The organism is Singulisphaera rosea, from assembly GCF_054877945.1.
The window spans coordinates 63262-81359 of record NZ_JBTYIP020000043.1 but is presented as its reverse complement, the minus strand read 5'-3'; the positions used below and the strand labels follow the sequence as shown (position 1 = coordinate 81359).

The following is an 18098-nucleotide window of genomic DNA, read 5'->3' as shown; positions in this document are numbered from 1 at the left end:
CGAGCGAGGCAATGATCAAAATCAGTTCAATTCATCGAATGCTCAGACTATTAAAAAAGGATGAGAAGAGGAAGCGTGCGGCCTTTAAATTCCGGGAAATTGAGGAAAAAGTTACCGGATAGCCTCTGACTCTTCTTTGTGTCCTTTGTGCCTTTGTGGTGAAATCCTCGCGGTGAGAGTCCGGTGGAGCTCAACCAGGACTGTCGGGGATCCTATCCGCCTTCCGCGCCTCGAGAAGGAGGGAACCGATGAGGCCGTTCCGCTTCACGATCGCCCAGATCATGGTCGCGACCGCCGTGCTCGCCGCGAATGCCGGCCTGATCCGAGCGTTCCTCGTCCAGGAGATGTTCGAGGGCGCCATCCTGATCATCTTCGCACTCCAGGTCGGCCTCTGGCTCTACCTCCGGAGCCGAGGCCGTTGGCGGCGTTTCTGGCTCGGCTTCGAAGTCGCGGGTTGGGCGTCTATCGTCGTCCTTTTCATTGCCGAGCTCTTCCCCGACTCGGCGCCGAGCCGACTGATCGACGCATATCTCTGGGCCTGCTACAACCTGATCCAGTTCCACTTCCCCACGTCGGTCGACGACCTCGTCATGGATCATCAAGACATTTTTTCCATCCTCATCTTTTTCCTACTCGAGCTCGCCATGGCCGTGCTGGGAGGCGTCATCGCCCTCAGCCTCACGCGGTTGTGGAGAAAGCCGCCATTCCGGACGAACATCGCCGAGACAGCAAAGCCACCGGCCGCCTCTCTCCAGACAGAGCCTTGAGGAGCCCCAGGATGCTCATCGGACAAATGCTCGTCGACGTGAGGAGTTGGGCGGCCGACCGATGCGCGCTCCGGTTCGGCGACGAGAGTTGGACGTATGCCGAACTCGACGAGGCCTCGAGCCGGGTCGCGGCCTCGCTCCGTGACGCGGGCGTGCGGCCCGGGGATCGCGTGGCCTTGTTCCTGCCCAACTGCCCCGAGTTGGTCCTCGGGTACTTCGCCTGCTTCAAGATCGGGGCGGTGACAGTTCCGCTAAACTATCGATATCGCCAGGCGGAAGCCCGCTACGCACTCGAGCACTCGGGCGCGACGTCGCTGATCGTCCACCAGTCACTCGCGGCCGAGGTTCGCTCGATACCCTGGGACGACCTCGGCATCACTCGCCGTTATCTGGTGGCCGGAGTCGGGGAACAGGCGACGTTCGTCTCCTTCGACCGGCTCCTCGAAGGGCGACTCGAAGACAGGCCGAGGCCCGAGCTGGACGAGGACCAGCCCGCGGCCATCCTCTACACCTCGGGGACGACCGCGAGGCCGAAGGGGGTGGTCTACTCGCACGCGGCCCTGGGGCAGGACTGCCTGATCCAGGCCGAGACGTTCGCGTTCGACGCCGAGGACGTCCACCTGATCTCGACGGCGGTGTGCCACTCGGCCGCGTTCACGGGGCAGTTGTTGCCTGCGTTCCATACCGGGGGCACGGTGGTGCTGACCCACCTCCCCGGGCCGGAGCAAGTGGTCGACGCGATCGCGACGCACCGAGTCACCCGGACGCAGATGCACCCCGCCGCGCTCGCGGACCTGGTCGATTGGCTCGAACAACACCCGACCGAGACTCTCTCGAGCTGGCGATGCGCCACGGCCGGAGGCGACACGGTCCCGGCAGCCCTCCACGAGCGGTTCCGACGCGCGACCGGACTGGAACTGACCGAGCTCTACGGGATGACCGAGCTCATGACCTGCGCGACGAACCCGCCATTCGGCGAGAGGCGTGTCGGCACGATCGGGAAGCCCGTGGCGAGGACTCGGTTCCGAGTCGTCGACGATCAGGGACGGGACGTGTCGGACGGCGAACCGGGCGAGCTCCTCATGCAAGGCCCCGCCATGATGGTCGGCTATTGGCGCGACCCCGAGACGACGACCGTCGCGCTCCGCGAAGGCTGGATGCACACCGGAGACGTCGTGAGTCGCGACGGCCAGGGCTACCACCACTTCGTCGGTCGCAAGAAGGAGATCATCGTCCGGGACGGCTCGAACATCGCCCCTCGAGAGGTTGAGCTCGTGCTCGACGAACATCCGGGCGTGCGACTGTCCGGGGTCGTGGGGGTGCCCGACCCGCGTTTGGGTCAGACGGTGGCGGCGTTCGTGGTGCTGCACGAGGAGGTGTCACCTCGGCCGACTCCGGATGAGCTCAGGCGGTTCGTCGCCGAGAAGCTCGCCTCCTACAAGGTCCCGGAGCGGATCGAGATCCTACCGACCCTCCCGCTCAATGCCACGGGCAAAGTCGACCGGAAGGCGCTCGCCGCGAGGGCGTTCGAGGCCGGCCCCGACCCGAGTTGATCGGCATTGCAAGGCCGGGCGCCGGCCGGGTCTCATCCCTTGAATCCATCAACAAAATCCAGTATTTTTAACCACGTGAATCCCCGTCCCGAACCTCGAGCGGCCTTGCGTGGTCGCAAGGCCGCGGAGTGGCCCTCGTGTATGGCCCGAGGACGAGGCGAGGCGCAGCACAACCTCCGGAAGATGTCCAGTTAAAGGCCGACGCGCGCCGGGATTGGCACGGATTTCGCCTATTTACAATTCGCGACAGAACTCGTCGAATCGCAGGCTGACGCCAGAGCATGCATGCGTTTTTATTTTTTCACTTCATTTCGCACAACTGTTCGGCGAGCTTCGAAACAGAGTATGGCGGACGATTCGGGGTAGGCAATTTGGGCGAAGCGTCCGAGTCCCCCGGAGTGGAGGAAGTTCAGCAAGTGGCACGAGCCTAGCTAAGGGAGGTCGCGATGCGTCGATTCTTCTTCTCGATCCTCACCACAAGCGCGTTCCTGACCCTTGGCCTGGCCGGCTCCCCGGTACTTGCCCGAGGTGGAGGTGGACACGGTGGTGGTGGTCATGCCGGCGGTGGTCATGCCGGCGGTGGCGGAGGATTCCGCGGCGGTGGCGGTGGCGGTGGCGGTGGCGGTGGCGGAGGATTCCGCGGCGGTGGCGGTGGCGGAGGATTCCGCGGCGGTGGCGGTGGCGGCTTCCGAGGTGCCCCGGCCATGAGGGCCCCTGCGATGCGGGCCCCGGCCATGAGAGCTCCCGCGATGCGAGCCCCCTCGATGGGGGGGGCGGCTCGCGGAAACAACTTCGCCGGTGCGCGAGGCTTTCAACCAGGGCGACAAAACTTCGGAGGCATGGCCGGCCGGCCCGCCGTCGGGGCACGTCCGGGGGGCGCCGCCTTGGGGAATCGTCCCGCGGTCGCCAACATGCGAGGCGGCGGAAATCCCGGCTTCGCAGGAGCCAATCGGGGAGGCGTGGGTAACCCCGGCTTCAACCGAGGCATCGGCAACCCCGGCCTCAACCGAAGCTTCGGCAACGCCGGTGTCGCGGGTCTGAACCGAGGTGTCGGCAATCCCGGCCTCAATCGAGGTTTCGGCAACGCCGGTGTGGCAGGTCTGAACCGAGGCGTCGGTAATCCCGGCCTCAATCGAGGCTTCGGCAACGCCGGTGCGGCGGGCCTCAACCGAGGTGTCGGCAACGTCGGGGGCAACCGGAGCTTCGGCAACATCGCCGGCAATCGTGGCTTCGCGAACAACGGAGTCGCGGGCGTCCATCGAGGCGGGTTCGGGAATTCCGGCGTCGCCGTTGGTAACCGCATCAACAACGGGAACATCAACAACTACACCCGGACGTCGTTCAACAACGTGAACGTGGCCGGGGGTGGAAACCACGGATACGGCCGTAGCTACGGCGGTTACGGTGGATACAACCGGGGCTACCAGGGCTACTCGAACGGGAACCGAGGATACGGCGGGTACGGCGGCTACCGGAACGGATACGGAGGCTATGGCCTCGGCCGCTACGGGTATGGCGGGTATGGCGGATATGGGGGCTACGGCCTCGGCGGATACGGCGGCTATGGCTTCGGCGGGTATGGCGGCTACGGCCTCGGCGGCTTCGGCTTCCCCCTCGGAGTCCTGCTCGGCTACGGCCTTGGCGGATACGGCGGATACGGCGGCTATGGCCTGGGAGGGTACGGCGGGTACGGCGGCTATGGATACGGCTCTGGCGGCGGCCTGTATAGCAACTGGGGCTACCCCTCCAGCTATGGGGGTGCCGGAGTCGGCTATGGGTATGGCCCGTCGAACTGGCTCTACGGGGGAAGCCTGAATGCGTATGGGTATTCGGCCTACTCGAACCCGTACCTCATGGACCCGGGGGCCGGGGTCGTCGTCTCCGAGCCCTACGACTACTCGCAGCCCATCCTCCCCGTGGCCGAGCCTCCCGCAGCCTCGGTGACGGATGAGGCGGCCTCGCTCTTCGCTTCGGCCCGCGACTCGTTCAAGCAGGGCAACTTCGCGTCGGCCTTGCAGCAGGCGGACGCGGCCCTGGCGAAGACCCCGAGCGACGCGTCCTTGCACGAGTTCCGGGCCCTCAGCCTGTTCTCGCTCGGGCGCTACGACGAGGCGGCCAGCGTCGAGTATGCGGTGTTGTCGATGGGACCGGGTTGGGACTGGCCGACGCTCATCGGCCTCTACCCCAACGTCAACGTCTACACGTCGCAACTCCGGGCGCTCGAGTCCTTCGCCCAGGCCAACCCCCAGTCGTCCTCGAGCCGGTTCCTGTTGGCCTATCTCTACCTGACCCAGGGGAATCTCGACGACGCGGCGTCCATGCTCCGCAAGGTGGTCGCGCTGAAGCCGACCGACACCCTTTCGGCGAAGCTGCTCGAGCAGCTCCAGGCGCCTCCGCAGGGGGCGCCAGGGGCGGGCAGTCCGCAGCCGGCCCCGGCCCCGGCCCCCGAGCCGATTCCCACGACGACGACCGTGCCGCTGCCAGGCCCTGGCACGGCACTCAACGCCGTCCCCGCGAACGTGAACACGGCCGTCCCCGACGGCGCGACGATCTCGGGGAGTTGGACCGCCCATCCGACCGCCGACGCCTCGGTCGCCCTGACGATCCGCCCCGGCGGGGCATTCGACTGGGCGTTCGACCAGAAGGGGCAGACGCGGACGTTCTCCGGGACGTCCACGTTCGGCGAAGGCCTCCTGACGCTCGTGACGGACAAGCTACCCGCCATCGTCGGCCGGGTGAGCTGGACCGACGCTAACCACATGACGTTCCGGGTCGTCGGCGATACGGCCGATTCTCCTGGACTCAGCTTCTCGAAGTGAGGGATGATGGGGCCGAGTGTCGCGATCCGACGCGAGGCCCCGACACCTTCATTCCCAAAAACTCAAGATCAGCCTCGTGGGCCAGGCGCGGACTCCGCGCCTGGCCCCGTTTCGCGCCTCGGTCATGAGATCCTGTCGAAACCCCACGTCAGGGAGAGCCGCATGCGAGGTCAAGCCTTGAAGAGGATCGTCTCGGTGGCGTTGGCAAGCCTTGGGACGATCGCGATCCTGCCGGTCGGCTGCAGTGCCCAGGAGCGGCCGGAGGTCACCAAGGCGGACGTCGACCGCTGGTCGAAGGAGTTGTCGAACTGGGGTCGTTGGGGGAAGGACGACCAAATTGGGACACTCAACCTCATCACGCCGGAGACCCGCAAGCGAGCGGCGGCCCTGGTGAAGGAAGGGGTCTCGATCTCCCTTTCGCGGGACCTCGAGACCAAGACCTCGGCGAACAACCCAACGCCGCTCGTCCACAAGATGATCCTCCCAAGAGGGCCGGGTGGGGGAGACATGGCGCTCGATTCGTACGAGATGAACTATCACGGGCTGGCCTACACCCACCTCGACGCCCTCTGCCACGTCTTCCCGGGCGGGAAGTTGTACAACGGCTTCTCGGCGGAGGAGATCACGACGAAGGGGGCGGCCAAGGAGTCGATCCTCAACGTGAAGGGGGGTGTCTTCACCCGAGGGATCCTGATCGACATCCCAAGGCTGAAGGGGGTCCCCTATCTCGAGCCTGGGACGCACATCTATCCGGCGGACCTCGAAGCCTGGGAGAAGAAGGCCGGCATCCGCGTCGGTGCCGGTGACGCCATCCTCATCCGCACCGGGCGCTGGGCCCGCGTGCAGGCCAAAGGGCCGTGGGATCTTTGGAAGGGGGCGGCCGGCCTCGACGCCACCTGCCTGAAGTGGATCCGAGACCGCGATGTCGCCCTCCTCGGCTCCGACTCCGCCGCCGACGTCTTACCCTCCGGCGTCGAAGGCGTCTGGGTCCCCATCCACGAAGTCGCCATCCCCGTCATCGGCGTCCACATGGTCGACAACGCCGACCTCGAACCCCTGGCAGACGCCGCCGCGAAGTTCGGCCGCTGGGAGTTCCTGCTGACCCTCAGCCCCCTCGCCGTCGTCGGCGGGACGGGGTCGCCCGTGAACCCGATCGCCACCTATTGATCCCCTGGATTGCACGCGGGGCAGGAGTGCCCCACCCACCGGGGGGAGGGGAAATCGCGGCCATCCCCCTCGTCTCACGGCGAGGGGACGTCGGTCTCTCCGATGGCGAGGCTCGCGGCCGGGGGTTGCTCGAGGGGCAAGGCCGAGCGGATCAGGAACCCCCTGCCCTGTTGTTCCAGGCGGAACGGGCCCGAGCCGAACGGGTCGGAGATCGTCCGGAACGCGGGCTCTCCGGAGGCGATCAGGGCGACCCCGGCGCGGAGCATCGCGCGGAGGGCCCGCACGCGGTCGAGGGCTTGGCGGCGGGACCACAACGACGCAACGACAAACGTCACGAGAGGCTGGACTTCCCGCTCGGCCTTTTCGAATTCATCGAGCGACGCGCGGACGCCCGGATACGGTAGATCGAGTCGTCGGGCGAGTTCGGCGAAGGCTGGGCCCGTCCTCCCTAGATGAGCGAGGACCGCCACCCGATCACCCCCCGTCAGACGCTTCAGAGCCCGGCCTTCTTCGGGGCCGAAGATCTCGTCCCAATCCTTGTCGTCAAGCACCGGCCCGGCCGCCTTGAGCCTAGCCTGGACCTCACCAATGATGAAACGCGACTCCGGCCCGATGGTGGCCGAAGCCGGCTCGGGTGGGGGCAAGGCGACGAGTCGTCGAGTCAGGTCCTCGAGCGTCGGCCGGTCCAGTTCCGGCAGGATCCGGCCCAAAGTCTGGATCGATATGGATTCACCGTGGCACTCGAAGAGACGGGCGATTATGACTCCGCCCGTCCCGATCCGATGCGCGAGCGTCAGTGTGGCGAACAGGTCGTCGAGCGCCTCGCGGCCTCGCCCGGCCGCAGCGTGTTTACGAGCGGACAGACTCGCGACCCCGTAGATACTCAGGTTCGTGGTGTTAAGGTATCCTTGAGTCAAATCTTCGCCCGAACGAGGCTCGAACTCCCAACGACACCGAGCGAGGGTTGCCGCCTCCCGAATGGCCTTGAGTGCCGGGCGAGCCTTCTCGATCAAAGCCTGGACCTTGGGATCGTCAATCGAGACCGACTCGCGACTCCGGGTGATCCGGCGATCCTCATCGTTCAGGGTTTGGAGACAATCGAACGCCCTGGAATAGATCAACGCCGCGTCGGCCTCCTCCCTCAATTCCCCGGCAAATGCGGAGGGAATCCAAGGTGTCAGACGGTGGACCAGCGGAAGCGTGAGCAGCGATCGGAAGAACGATCGACGACGCATTGCAGAACTTCCAGGAAGGTTGGAGGGCGCCGGATCCGACCGGAACCTCGACAGTAACGAGTGTCCCATATCCGACGCCGTGAGTCCGCGCCTTTTGAGAACAGGCTGCGGGGGACGGATTGGGTCGAGTGTCAAAATGAGTACTTATAAAAGAGGTCGAGAGTGCCACGGGTTCCGTCTTCGGACCCCGTGCGGGCTAGACCTGGCCGGTGACGTCGAGCTTGTACGCCGCTCTCGTTGATTCGGGGCTCACGACCGTCTGTCGGAGCCTCTTCCGAGAATCGAGGCGTTGGGCCAAGCCTTGTCCGCACGGGGTCCGAAGACGGAACCCGTGGCACCCAGATACAGATCTTTATCAGCGATCTCACCTCATTAGCCGGATGGCTTATCAGCCCAAAGTGCAAAAACTTTAAATTCTTATAAATCTCTAGAATACCTCACTCGTTTGTACTTCGGGCTTGTGCCTGAGGAGATTTCGCTCGAAAGTGATCCACTCTGCCGAACGATCAGGGCTTCCCAGCGTTCACTACCGGCTGCGTACCGCGGTCGGAGCAGAGGACGACCAGGAGGTTGCTGACCATCGCGGCCTTCTTCTCGTTGTCGAGCTCGACGATGTTCTGGTGGGAGAGCATCGTCAGGGCCATCTCGACCATCCCGACGGCCCCCTCGACGATCTTCTGGCGGGCGGCGATCACGGCGCTGGCCTGCTGGCGCTGGAGCATCGCGTGGGCGATCTCCGGGGCGTACGCGAGGTGGCTGATCCGCGCCTCCAGGACCGCGACGCCCGCCTGGGAGAGGCGGTCCTGGATCTCGGTCTTGAGGTGCTCGGCCACCTCGGCCGTATGGCTCCGGAGCGAGATCTCGCCCTCGACGTGCGCGTCGTACGGGTAGCTGAGCGCCATCGTCCGGAGGGCCGACTCGCTCTGGACGTGGACGAAGTTGTCGTAGTTGTCGACATGAAAGAGCGCCTCGGCCGTGTCGACGACCTTCCAGACGACCACGGCGGCGATCTCGATCGGGTTGCCGGCGAGGTCGTTGACCTTGAGCCGCTCGCTCTCGAAGTTCCGGACCCGCAGCGACAGGCTCCGCTTCGAGAAGAACGGGTTCACCCAGCGCAGGCCCGGCTCGCGGACGGTCCCCTGGTAGTTGCCGAAGAGCTGGAGGACCTTCGCCTCGTTGGGACTGACCGTGAACAGGCCGGTCAGCAAGAAGAGACAAAAGACCCCGCCCATGATCCCCAGGATGATGGGGAGCGGGTTACCTACCCCGACCCCCACCATGAACATCAGGCCTCCCATGAGCATTCCGCCCAGGGAAAGGCCCAGCATCCCCAGCCCCGGCTTCGGGATGACCAGGACCTCGCGCATCGTGTGGGTTGGTTTCGTCGTCGCCTCCCAGCTCTCGTCCATCGTCAGGCTCCTTTCGGCCTCGTGATTCGCGTGTTCCCATCCATATCTCGATGATGTCTTCGCCGGAAACCCATCAAGATTGCAACCCCCGACGGACAGATCTCGTCTTGAGGCCAGATGCCCGGACGACGGACAAGCCCGGTTCCCTTGTCGCCACAGTCGACCCTTCCGTCGACTTTTGTTAAACAATCATTTGACGAGTATCCACCAAAAGGTTAACCTCGGGCTCGTGCGACGGTGGCGACGTTGGCCGCCGTGGGGACCTTGAGGGGACAACGATGATAAACCAAGGGGCACCGGCGTTCGTGCTGCCGGAGGTCCGACGGCGTCCTCGCCGTTCGCGTGGGATCGCGGCGGCGGCGATAGCAAGTCTCGGCACGCTGGGCGTTTGCTGGGCGTGCTGGTCGGGGAATCGGGGTTGGTCGGAGCCGCCGAAGGTCCTGGCGACGGTCGCGGTGGACCGCGGGGACGTGGCCCTGGTCGTGACTGAGACCGGATCGCTCGAGAGCTCGGACAATGCGGTCGTCCGGTGCGAGGTGGAGTCGTTCTACGGCCTGCCGACCGGGGCGGTCGCCGCCGCTCGGATGCCGGGCATGTCGGCGGCCCGGGGCCCGAGTGCAAGCTCGAGGATGGGGGCGGGGGGTGCTTCATCGACACCCTCGACCGCGGCGAAGGGCCAGGCCCAGGCCTCGTCCAAGGAGGCGGCTTCGGCGAAGGCCAAGGTCGTCGGCGCCGGCGTGGCCTCGAAGTCCGGCGGGAAGCGCCCGGCGTCGGGGACCTCGAATGCCTCGGCGGTGCTCGACGCATTCCTGGAATCGGCCTCCGGCACCGGCGTCGTCCCCGACCCCACCGCGCTGAAACGACCCGACGTCCAGAGCTTCAACTACATCATCGAGCCCCACGTCCCGCTCCGGACCAACGCCAACGAACCCACGCCGACCTCCGGACGCCCCCCCCTGCCCCCGACCATCCTCGGGATCCTCGACGAAGGGACCCAGGTCAAGGCCGGCGACGTCGTCTGCGAGCTCGACTCCTCGGCCTTCCGCACCGAGCTCCAGGCTCAGCAGATCCGTTGTACCCAAGCCAAGGGCTGGGTCGACCAGGCCAGGTCCATCCTCGACGTCGAAGTGATGTCCCTCCACGAGTACGAGGGCGGGATCTTCCCCAGGGACGTCGAGGCGATCAACAACTACATCGCCATCTGTCGGAAGAATGTCGAGCGGGCCCAGATGACCGTCGACTGGTCGCGCGAGGCCGCCCGGAAGAACATCCGCTCGAGGGCGCAGTTGAACGCGGACCTCCTCACGCTGAAGCAATCGGAGTTCACCCTGCGCGAGGCCGAGGGGATGCTCGAGCGATTGGAGAAGTACACCGGGAAGCGGATCTCGGCCGCGAGGCGGGCGAAGATCGAGGCGATCCGCGCCGACAAGCTCGCGCTCGAGTCGGCCTATCAACTCGAGAAGGAACGCAAGGAGCGGCTCGAGAAGATGATCGCGCACTGCACCATGCGCGCCCCCCGAGACGGGATCGTCGTGCATGCGAACCAGGCCAACCTCTGGGGGAAGGTCGACGCGCCGATCCAGGAAGGGATCACCGTCTATCCGTTGCAGCCGATCTTCCGGCTGCCGAACCCGAAGCAGATGCAGGTGAAGGCCGAGATCAACGAGTCGAAGGTCGCCCAGATCCGCTCGGGGCAGCCGGCTTTGGTCCGCATCGACGCGTTCCACGACCGGGCCTTGCAGGGAAAGGTGACCGAGATCACCCCGATCCCCGCCCCCGCCCACGGGCCGATGTCCGACGTCCGGGTCTACCACGCGACCGTCGAGCTCGACGCCGATGGCCTCGACGCCTTCCGCCCCGGCCTGAGCGCCGAGGTCGAGTTCCAGGTCGAGACGAGACATCAAGTGACCCGCGTCCCGCTCGGAGCCTTGCGCTGGGTCGAAGACCAGGCGTTCGTCGCCCAGGCGAACGACCCGGCTTCCGGTCATTCCTGGCGATGGCGCCCGGTCATCCTCGGGCTGAGCGACACCTCCCACGCCGAAATCATCACGGGGCTCACGCCCGGCGACCGGATCATCGAGCACCCCGACGAGCTCCCCGCCCCCAAGCTTTACCAGGGGACCTCGAGGTCGATCCTCGCCCTCGAGCGGCATAAAGGACGGTGAGAACCTGTCCCGCAACCAGATCCTCTCATGATTCAAAATTAGTATTGAGGACTTGTATCTGGGTATCACGGGTTCCGGCTTCGGACCCCGTGCCACCCGTAACCTCCGTTCCTCCAACGACTTCGCCCCAGGATCCGACCTGCGTTCCGGGGGAATGAGGCTGGTCAGGCAAGGGCGTCGACGGCCAAGTCGCCCGGGTCGGCGTCCTTCTCGAGACGCTCCGCCGGGTTGACGAAGAGGCAGAGCGCGGCGCCCCCGAGCGAGACGACCCCGCCGAGGGCGAGGGCGTACGTCCAGCCGAAGCGATCTCCGACTATCGGGGTGACCACCGGCGCGAGGATGCCGCCGATGTTCCCGCCGCAGTTGAAGAAGGCCGAAGAGCTCCCGCCGTGCCGGCCGCCCATCTCGACGGCCATCGCCCAGAACGGGCCCTCGGTCATCCCCACCGCGCCGAGCGCCAGCCCGAAGCAGGCGACGGCCCACACGGGGTCGCGGCAGAAGGCGCCCAGGATCAGGAAGACGGCGCCGGCGATCATCCCCGCCATCGGCACGAGCCCGAAGCTCCGGCTCCTCCCCCAGGCGTGTTCGAGCCGGTCCGAGAGCCAGCCCCCCAGCGGCATCCCGACCGCCATCGCCAGCGGCGGGATCGCCGCGTACGAGTGGCTCGTCTCCGGGGGGAGCTTGAGCACATCCTGAAAGTAGTAATTCATCCAATACATAAATAAATATTGAAAATATCCGACCGCCGCGTAGCTCAGGGTCAGGAAGACCAGCCCCCGGTGTGACAGGAGGGCCCAAAACCGCACGGGGGGGGCCTTCACCCGGTCCGGGGCCTTCCCGACGGACGACGCTACCGCCAACTCGGGGCGGTCCGAGGCGACGAGACTCCAAAGGGTGGCCATGGTGGCCGTGACCCCCGCCATGACCAGGAACGCGGTCGGCCAATCGAATCGGCCGATCAGGTAGCTGAAGCCGAGCGGCGTGACCGCGATCCCGAGCAAGGCCGTCCCGTTGACCAGGCCGTTGGTCCGCGACCGCGACGCCGGCGGGACCCAGTTGCCGACCATCCGGGCGAGCGACGGGTGGAGAGGAGCCGAAAAGGCTCCCATCAAACCCCGGACGAGGATGAGCCCGAAGAACACCGACCCCGCATCTCGGAACGCGAAGCCGACCAGCCCGGTCATGGCCACGAATAGGCCCGATCCGAAGCCGACCACCATCAGCGAGGCCTTCGCCCCGAAGCGGTCGATGAACATCCCGCCGGGGATCATGAACAGGGTGTAGGTGAAGAGAAACGCGGAATAGACGACGCCCATCCGCTCCGGTGAGATCCCGTACTGGGCCATGATCCGGTTGTCGCCCGCGGCCGCCATGCTCACCCGGTTGAAGTGGCTGACGAACGCGAAGAGCATCATCAGGGCGATCATCACCAGCCGGGCCTGATTCCGGTCGACCGAAATGGAAAGGTGTTCGGGCGCCTCGTAGTGATTCGTCTCAGTTGCCATGGTCGTCCACCCGGAATTTCTCGAGGGAATCGCGGTTCAACTCGATCCCGAGCCCGGGCTTGTCGGACAGGGTGATCACGCCGTCGACCAGGTTGAAATCCTCGACGAGCAACTCGCGACGGAGCGCCGACTCCGCCAGCTCGACCGGGAGGAACTCGATGTAGGGGCATTGGGCGTGATACGCCGCGCCGAGGTGGGCGCTCGCGGCGATCCCGATCCCGCTCTTCCAGCAGTGGGGGACGATCCGTCGCTTCCGTTCGGCGGCGATCCGGCAGACCTTGACCGCCTCCGTGAAGCCCCCGACACGGCCGACGTCCGGCTGGAGGACATCCAGCTTCCCTCGATCGGCGAGGTCGAGGAACTCGAAGTGGGTGTTCTGCCACTCCCCCGCGGCGATCGGGATCGGCGAGTGGTCGTGGAGGAACGCATGCCCCTCGAGGTCGTCGATGTCGATGGGGGTCTCGAGGAAGAAGAGATCATAAGGCGCGAGCCGCTCCATGACCCCGAGCGCCGTCCTCGCGTCGGGCCAGGCGTAGGCGACGTCGACCATCAGCACGAGGTCCGGGCCGACCGCCTCGCGGCACTCGGCGACGACCTCGACGACCGCGTCGTTGCTCTCCTGCAAGCCATGGTGGCTGTACGGCCCGTTGACGCAGACCTCGAGCTTCGCGGCCCGAAACCCCAGTTCCTTCGCCCGGAGCGCCTTGGCGACGAGCGAGGCCCTCGCGTCGGCGAGCGTCCGCCCTTCGGGCAGGAGCGAGGCATACGGCGTGACCTTCCCCGCCCCGGCCCTGTCGCCCCCGAGCAACCGGTGGACGGGCAGCCCGAGCGCCTTGCCCTTGATGTCCCAGAGGGCCATGTCGATGGCCCCCAGCGAGCAGATCAAGGCCCCTCGCCGCCCCGTCATCTTCGAGCCGGCGTAGAGCTTGTCCCAGAGCGCCTCGGGCTCGAGCGGGTCCGCCCCCAGGAGCGTCTCCTCGAGCCCCAGGCCCATGCAGTGCGTCCCCCTGGCCCGGATGCACTCCCGGGCGACCCAGGGGTTCGTATCCGTCTCACCGACCCCGACGATCCCCTCGTCCGTGTGCACCTCGACGACCAGGTCGTCCTGCGCCGAGGAACAGGCACCCACGTCGTAGTCGGGCACCAGAAGGATGTGCATCTCGATCTTGGTGATTTTCATGAGCACCCGAACATGTTGGGCATCGATTCCCCTGTCCGGTCAACAATAATAGGGTGGACTGGGAAAAGCCATGAGCGACTTCAAAGCCGGCAATGACGGCCACGTCACCCCGACTCGGGCGGTTTCTGGGGGCGCTCGGTGCCGCCCAAGGCTTCGTCCTGGTAGTTTATAGGGCGTTGGGGAGGCGGCCCCGGCTTTCGGGCCTTTCGGCGAGGGGCGGCGTCATCGACCGCGATCGAACTTTGTCTGCTGGATGGATCCATGAATTCGACCCTTTACGAGCGTGAGCGAGACGTGGCGATCCGGGCCGTGCGCGAGGCTGCGGGCCTTTGCCGGGCGGTCCGGGGGAAGGTTGCGCCCGAAGTCATGGCGAAGGGGGACCTGAGCCCGGTCACGGTCGCCGACTTCGGCAGCCAGGCGCTGATCTGCCGGGTGCTGCTCGAGGAGTTCCCCAAGGACATCGTGGTCGCCGAAGAAGATTCGGCCGAGCTGCGCAGCCCGGACGGGGCGGCGATGCGCGACGAGGTCGCGCGACGGGTCGCTGAGGTCCGCCCGGGGACGGACGCGGACGAGGTCTGCCGCTGGATTGACCGGGGATCCGCGACCGTCTCGGGGGTGCTCGGGCGGTTCTGGACGCTCGATCCGATCGACGGGACCAAGGGGTTCCTCCGCGGCGAGCAGTACGCCGTGGCATTGGCACTCGTGGTCGACGGCCAGGTCGAGGTCGCCGCGCTCGCGTGCCCGAACCTGCCGCTCGACCCGAAGCACCCCGACACCCTCGGGTCGATCTTCGCGGCCGAACGGGGCCATGGTGCCAAGGCCTTCCCGCTCGACGGCGACGGCCCCGGGGTCGCGGTCCGCGTCAGCCCTTGCGACGAGCCGGCCTCCGCCCGACTCTGCGAGCCCGTCGAGTCCGGCCACAGCGCCCACGGCGCCTCGGCGGCGATCGCGACCCGGCTCGGCATCACCGCCCCCCCCGCACGGCTCGACAGCCAGGCCAAGTACGCGGTCGTCGCCCGGGGCGAGGCCGAGGTCTACCTGAGGATGCCGACCCGCGCCGACTATCGCGAGAAGATCTGGGACCACGCCGCCGGGCTCCTCGTCGTCGAGGAAGCCGGCGGCGTCGTCACCGACATCGACGGTAAGCCGCTCGAATTCACCCACGGCCGCGAGCTCGTCGCCAACCGAGGCGTCCTCGTCACCAACGGCCGGCTCCACCACAAGGTCCTCGACGCACTCGACGCCTCGAGCTGAACGCTCTTCGAAACCCGGTGTTTTCTTCAACACCGGGTTTCTGCCGCGGTCGACGCCGACCCGAGATCACACTCGCGGGGCACTCTTGCCACGCTCTTGTGGGCCAGGCACCTGCGAACCGCTCGACTTCGCCAGAAACCCGGCGTTGAAGAAATCACCGGGTTTCGGGAGACGAGTCGGTCAACGTCGGGACCAGGCGAGCCAGGCCGAGGGGTCGGCATCGCTGGGCATCCGCCAGTCACCCCTGGGGGAGAGGCTCACGGTCCCGACCTTCGGCCCGTCGGGGACGCACGACCGCTTGAACTGCTGGCTGAAGAACCGTCGGCAGAAAACCAGGAGCGCCTTCTCGAGCTCTTGCGTCGAGAACGACTCCGTGAACGCGGCATGCCCGCCCAGGAAGAGCACCTTCTCGGGCGTGAAGCCGTTGCGGACGATCTGGTAGAGGATGAAGTCGAGCAGTTCGTAGTTCCCCAAGGTCTCCTCGGTCGACTGCGCGATTTCACCCCCTTCGGACAATGGCAACAGCTCGGGCGAGATCGTGGTGCAGGCGATCGATAGCAACGTCTCGCGCACCGGCCCTTCCTCGAACTCGTCGGTGGCCACATAGTTGACCAGGAACTTCACCAAGGTCTTGGGGATCGAGCTGTTCGGGTTGTACATGCTCATGTGGTCGCCGTTGTAGGTCGACCAGCCGAGGGCCATCTCCGACAGGTCGCCCGTGCCGACGACGAAGCCCTTGTTCATGAGCAGGAACGTCCGGAGCCTCGCCTGGACGTTCTCAAACGTCAGGTCGTGGAGCCGTTCGGGCGGGACCTTGGCGAGCGCCGCGCGGAACTCGGCGACGTCCATGGCGCGGCAGTCGATCCCGAACGGGGCGTGCTCCATCGCCTTGAAGGTCTGCAAGGCGAGGTCGCAGATGTCGATCGTCTCGGAGGAGACCCCGAGGTGATCCATCAGCGCGAGGGCGTTGGTCTTCGTCCGCTGCGAGGTGCCGAAGCCGGGCATGGTCAGGCCGTGGACCCGACGCCGGTCGATGCCGAGCATGTCGCACGTCTTGACGACGACCAGCAGCCCCAGCGTCGAGTCGAGGCCGCCGGAGATCCCGATGTTCAAGGTCGGGTTGGCGCCGAGCTGCTCGATCCGCTTCGCCAGGCCCGCGCACTGGATGCCGAAGATCTCGGCGCAACGGCGGTGCAGCTCGGCCCCTTCCCTGGGGACAAATGGAGTGCCCGAGACCCTCCTCTTCAATCCATCCATCTCGGGCTCGAGGGCGAAGTCGATGATCCGTCGGGCGGAGAGGTACTTCACGCAATCGTCGAAGCTAGTCGTCGACCGCCGGTCGTTCTGGAGCCGCTCGATGTCGACGTCGCGGGTGATCCACGTCGAGTCCCGGCGGACCGGCTTGCCATCCCCGACCCGGCCCGACTCCTCGAGCAAGACGCCATTCTCGGCGATCAGGCAGTGCCCGCCGAAGACGAGGTCGGTCGTCGACTCCGACGGACCCGAGCTCGCATAAGCATAAGCGGCAATGCAGCGCCCCGACTGCCCGACCACCAGCTCGGTCCGATACGCCGCCTTGCCGACCGTCTCGTTGCTCGCGGACAGGTTCAGCAGGACATTGGCCCCGGCGATCGCCTGCACCGAGCTGGGCGGGATCGGCATCCAGAGGTCTTCGCAGATCTCGATCCCCACCACGACCGCCCCGGCGCGAAACAGCAAGTCGATCCCGAACGGCACGGGCACACCGCCGAAGTCGATCGTGACCGGCTCCTTCCCGTTGCCGGAGCTGAACCAGCGGCTTTCGTAGAACTCTCGATAGTTCGGGATGAACTGCTTGGGCACGATCCCGAGGACACGGCCGTCGGCGATCGCCACGCCGCAGTTGAACAGGCTGTTGCCCACCGGCACCGGCAGCCCGATGACCACCAACTGCCGACGCCCCCGAGTCCCTTCCGCGATCCGCCGAGCCGCCCGCGACCCCGCCTCCAGCAGCGCCAACTGCCCGAACAAATCCGCGCAGGTATACGCGGTGACCGCCAACTCCGGGAACAAGACCACGTCGCTATCCGACACCTGGCCGAGCACCGCGAGGATCTCGTCGGCATTGGCCTCCGGGTCGGCGACGACCGTCTTCGGCGATGCGGAGGTGATGCGGACGAACCCAAATCGATTCATCTTCGGACGTTCCTTGCCCCTGGGCGCCCCGCCAGATCGCGGGGACTCGTCAGGCCCCTCATCCTACTCGCATCCGGCCACCCTGCCAACGAACGTCAGCGAGCAAGGTGCCATCTGCACGAGTTCGGACTCGATAACGCCCCACTCCGGGGCAAGAACGACATTTGGCTCGTCATCCACCCTCAACGCAGTAAAGGCACGCCCCCCAATATCGCCGAAAATGCATAAATGCATTCCAAGCTTGGCGTTCCGGGGCCGTTGCGACAAGATGGAATTCCATCTTTTAAAAAATTCGTTCGCGAGGAGGAACCGATGCTCGACATTCGACGCGACATTCAATCCCTCACGAAATTCAAAGAAAACACGCCCGACTTCGTCAGCCAGTTGAAGGAGACCGGCGAGCCGATCATCCTGACCATCAACGGCAAGGCCGAGTTGGTCGTCCAGGACGCCGCCTCGTACCAGAAACCTCGGGAACTGGCGGAAGAGGCCAGGATGCTCGAGGGGATTCGCAAAGGCCTCGAAGATATGAAGGCGGGCCGGACGTTGACGCTCGATGAATTGAAGGAACACGCCCGGCAAAAGCACGGGATTTCCCAGTGACATTCTCGATCGAAATCACGGAGCAGGCCCGGGACGATGCCGACGAGGTCTATCTCTGGATGGCGGAGAACGCCTCACCAACCCGGGCAACGCGTTGGCATCTAAGACTCTTCAAGCAGATCGAAACATTTTCACGCCATCCGCTCCGATGCCTCTCGCAGTCGAAAGTCGTCGATGCCCCGAAGAAATCCGGGGGCTGCTCTACGGCAAACGGCATAAGAAGTTTCGCATCATCTTTACCGTCCGAGAATCGACAGTGGCCGTCC

At 65.9% G+C, this 18098-nt stretch carries 12 protein-coding genes; 7 read left to right on the top strand and 5 right to left on the bottom strand.

What is annotated here, in order from left to right; all coding sequences use genetic code 11:
- Nucleotides 1–248: 248 nt before the first annotated feature.
- The 4 genes from ACYOEI_RS38435 to ACYOEI_RS38420 all read left to right on the top strand — a co-directional run bounded on the left by ACYOEI_RS38435 (nt 249) and on the right by ACYOEI_RS38420 (nt 6306).
- Nucleotides 249–767, top strand: a complete 519-nt coding sequence (locus tag ACYOEI_RS38435) for a hypothetical protein (RefSeq protein ID WP_462855804.1) — start codon at nt 249–251, stop codon at nt 765–767.
- Between the two features lie 11 nt (nt 768–778).
- Entirely contained in the window at nt 779–2320 is a 1542-nt protein-coding gene (locus ACYOEI_RS38430; protein WP_462855802.1) for a class I adenylate-forming enzyme family protein, read from the top strand.
- Nucleotides 2321–2766: 446 nt separating this feature from the next.
- A complete protein-coding gene (locus tag ACYOEI_RS38425) occupies nt 2767–5139 on the top strand; it encodes a tetratricopeptide repeat protein (protein WP_462855801.1) in 2373 nt (790 codons plus the stop codon).
- Nucleotides 5140–5301: 162 nt separating this feature from the next.
- Entirely contained in the window at nt 5302–6306 is a 1005-nt protein-coding gene (locus ACYOEI_RS38420) for a cyclase family protein (protein ID WP_462855799.1), read from the top strand.
- A 74-nt stretch (nt 6307–6380) separates the two neighbouring features.
- On the opposite strand, the gene ACYOEI_RS38415 is transcribed toward ACYOEI_RS38420, so the two are convergent.
- Both ACYOEI_RS38415 and ACYOEI_RS38410 read right to left on the bottom strand, forming a co-directional pair.
- Nucleotides 6381–7541, bottom strand: a complete 1161-nt coding sequence (locus ACYOEI_RS38415) for a hypothetical protein (protein ID WP_462855798.1) — start codon at nt 7539–7541, stop codon at nt 6381–6383.
- A 506-nt stretch (nt 7542–8047) separates the two neighbouring features.
- Nucleotides 8048–8908, bottom strand: a complete 861-nt coding sequence (locus tag ACYOEI_RS38410; protein ID WP_462855805.1) for an SPFH domain-containing protein — start codon at nt 8906–8908, stop codon at nt 8048–8050.
- A 320-nt stretch (nt 8909–9228) separates the two neighbouring features.
- Here ACYOEI_RS38410 and ACYOEI_RS38405 point away from each other — a divergent pair, with 320 nt between their 5' ends.
- Nucleotides 9229–11115 carry an efflux RND transporter periplasmic adaptor subunit gene (locus tag ACYOEI_RS38405; RefSeq protein ID WP_462855797.1) on the top strand — a complete coding sequence of 629 codons (1887 nt, stop codon included), beginning with the start codon at nt 9229–9231 and terminating at the stop codon, nt 11113–11115.
- Between the two features lie 164 nt (nt 11116–11279).
- Here ACYOEI_RS38405 and ACYOEI_RS38400 read toward each other — a convergent pair whose 3' ends face one another.
- Nucleotides 11280–12620 carry an MFS transporter gene (locus ACYOEI_RS38400; protein WP_462855796.1) on the bottom strand — a complete coding sequence of 447 codons (1341 nt, stop codon included), beginning with the start codon at nt 12618–12620 and terminating at the stop codon, nt 11280–11282.
- Nucleotides 12610–13800 (bottom strand): mandelate racemase/muconate lactonizing enzyme family protein, encoded by a 1191-nt coding sequence (locus tag ACYOEI_RS38395; RefSeq protein WP_462855795.1) that lies wholly within the window; start codon nt 13798–13800, stop codon nt 12610–12612. The genes ACYOEI_RS38400 and ACYOEI_RS38395 overlap by 11 nt, the downstream gene beginning before the upstream one ends.
- A 261-nt stretch (nt 13801–14061) precedes the next feature.
- On the opposite strand from ACYOEI_RS38395, the gene ACYOEI_RS38390 reads away from it, so the two are divergent.
- Nucleotides 14062–15054: a 3'(2'),5'-bisphosphate nucleotidase gene (locus tag ACYOEI_RS38390; RefSeq protein ID WP_462855794.1), complete on the top strand. Its 993-nt coding sequence runs from the start codon at nt 14062–14064 to the stop codon at nt 15052–15054.
- A gap of 180 nt (nt 15055–15234) precedes the next feature.
- Here ACYOEI_RS38390 and ACYOEI_RS38385 read toward each other — a convergent pair whose 3' ends face one another.
- Nucleotides 15235–17229, bottom strand: a complete 1995-nt coding sequence (locus ACYOEI_RS38385; RefSeq protein WP_462855793.1) for an NAD(+) synthase — start codon at nt 17227–17229, stop codon at nt 15235–15237.
- A gap of 312 nt (nt 17230–17541) precedes the next feature.
- Between ACYOEI_RS38385 and ACYOEI_RS38380 the strand changes: the two genes are divergently transcribed.
- Nucleotides 17542–17832: a type II toxin-antitoxin system prevent-host-death family antitoxin gene (locus tag ACYOEI_RS38380; protein WP_462855791.1), complete on the top strand. Its 291-nt coding sequence runs from the start codon at nt 17542–17544 to the stop codon at nt 17830–17832.
- Nucleotides 17833–18098 lie beyond the last annotated feature (266 nt).